Origin of the sequence: Sphingobium sp. SA916 (assembly GCF_002894065.1) — a bacterium.
GTDB classification, from domain to species: domain Bacteria; phylum Pseudomonadota; class Alphaproteobacteria; order Sphingomonadales; family Sphingomonadaceae; genus Sphingobium; species Sphingobium fuliginis.
The window spans coordinates 1-1399 of the sequence record NZ_LXYF01000010.1 but is presented as its reverse complement, the minus strand read 5'-3'; the positions used below and the strand labels follow the sequence as shown (position 1 = coordinate 1399).

The 1399-nt window shown below is 69.5% G+C and carries 1 protein-coding gene and 1 pseudogene; both read right to left on the bottom strand.

Annotated features, from left to right (window positions below):
- The coding region (locus A8G00_RS03335; RefSeq protein WP_253257895.1) for a tetratricopeptide repeat protein at positions 1-867 on the bottom strand (867 nt) is incomplete at its 3' end.
- Between the two features lie 123 nt (positions 868-990).
- Positions 991-1399 (bottom strand): annotated as a pseudogene (locus tag A8G00_RS03330) (cell division protein FtsZ); the annotation flags it as partial.

Here is a 1399-nt window from a genome sequence, read left to right as displayed (position 1 = left end):
GGATCGGGCCGGCGGCGGCGTCCGGGCGGCGGGTTGGCTGGCCGGCGGTGCGGCAGGCGTGGCGGACGCGAAAGCGGGCGGCGTGGGCGTGATGGCGGCGACGGTCGAACCGACATTGGCCGGGAAATGCCCGAAATGCACCGCCGCCGCCTTCTGGGCAGCGGTCAGATAGGGCATTTTCTGCATATAGGGCAGGATCGCCGTGGCAAGCTGCGACGGCATGGTCTGCTCCGCGATCTTCCTGGCGTCGGCCTGTCGGTTGTTCATCGCCAGGATGAACGCCCGGTAGCGCCAGGCCGCCCGGTCGCTCTTGTAGAGCAGCGGTTTCAGCACTCGTTCCGCCGCGTCGACCTGGCCGGAAATGCCAAGCGAGGCGGCGTAGCGGTGCGTGAGTTCGACATCGTCCGGTGTCCGCTGGAGCGCCGCCTGATAGTCGCGCTGCGCCCCCGCCTGATCGCCGGTCATGTCCTTGGCAAGGCCCCGGTCGGACAACAGGGTCGCTTCGGGAAAGCCCAGCCGCGTCGCCTGATCGAACAGGCGCAGCGCTTCGGCGGGGTTCTGGTTCTTCAGCATGACGCGGCCAAGGCCCGCCTTCACCTTGCCGTTGTTCGGCGCCAGCGTGTCGGCCCGGGCAAAGAAACCCGCCGCCGCCCGCGCGTCGTCCATGTCCAGCGCAGCCTCGCCCGCGCCGATCAGCGCCGTCACGTCACGCGGATTGGACGCCAGCCGTGCCAGATGATTGTTGAGGTTTTCCGCGCTGGAGGGACGCATCGCCTGCACCTGGGCGGGCTGCGCCAGAACCGGTTGCGCCAGCGCGGTGCCCGCTAGAAGCAGTCCGCGGAGAATCCATATGTCATAACGTCTCACAGACAGCCCTTTAGCGGATGGAGGCGGGACAAGGGAATATGTCGAAAGAAAAAGCGCGCCCGGTTGCCCATGGCAGCCGATGGCGCGCTTGTCAGTATGCCCCGGGGCGAACCCCGCGGCCGATTACTGGTTGCTCTGACGGTTCAGGAAACGCGGAATGTCGGGCGTCGGCGCGCCCTCATCGCTGGCGGCGGCGCCCTTGTCGGCGCCGCGGGTCAGGCCCGCCATCCGCTCGAACAGCGTGCCACCGGTGGCGACGCGCGGCGCGGCCTGCGGTGCCGGAGCGGGCTGAACCGGCGCTTCTTCAGCCGCATCCTCACCCAGCAGCAGTTCGTCCTGCGAAGGGTCTTCATCCGAAAACACTGCGGCAGGACGCTGCGGACTGAAAGGCGCAGGCTTCGCCGTCGCCGGCGCTGAGGCAGGCGGGGTCAGCGGAGCCGGGGCCGGCGCGGCCGGCACGTCGAGTTCCAGCGTTTCAGGCTCGGCTTCCGGCGCGGGCGCAGGAGCCGCGACCGGAGCCGGCGCAGGCTGC